The sequence below is a fragment of the Pseudomonas sp. P5_B2 genome (genome assembly GCF_056400445.1).
In genome coordinates, this window is sequence record NZ_JBFULH010001468.1 from 1 (window position 1) to 559 (window position 559).

Here is a 559-nt window from a genome sequence, read left to right on the forward strand (position 1 = left end):
GATCTGCAATGAATGGAGTGGCCGTTACTAACGTAATAGCGGATTTCTGATTTTTTGCTACCTATATTCAGTGACAGGAAGCCCCTCGCCACAGGTTGCTCATCATTCTTACTATCAGTTTTCATAAAAACGGGACGCTCAGCGTCCCGTTTTTTTTGGCTATGACGATCCACTCAAATCCGCTTATCCAACGCCACCTCAGCCGCCGCGATTGCGCATGGCTCAGGACGACCACGTCCATCGTGGCTTGGTGGTGAGTCCTGTAAATTAATGACTAAAACATCAATATTGAAATATTTCTCAATATTGAATACCTTGACCCTGCCTGACGATGAGACCTGCGCGCCTCACGACTTCAATCACCACAAGGGCTCAAGATGAACAACAACAAGAAAGTTTCCCAACTGCCTCCCTCCGCTGTCGACGTGCTGGTTGTCGGTAACGGTCCGGTAGGTGCAACAATCGCGGCGCTGTTGGGCCGCTATGGGGTAACGACCCTCGTACTGGACAAGATCCATGAGGTCCTGCTGATGCCTCGTGCCATTGCGCTGGACAACGA

Annotated in this window: 1 protein-coding gene; it reads left to right on the forward strand. The window is 50.4% G+C overall.

What is annotated here, in order from left to right; translation table 11 throughout:
- Positions 1-377: 377 nt before the first annotated feature.
- Positions 378-559 (forward strand): FAD-dependent monooxygenase (locus AC1DRJ_RS31875; RefSeq protein ID WP_477805595.1); only part of this gene is annotated, 182 nt, incomplete at its 3' end.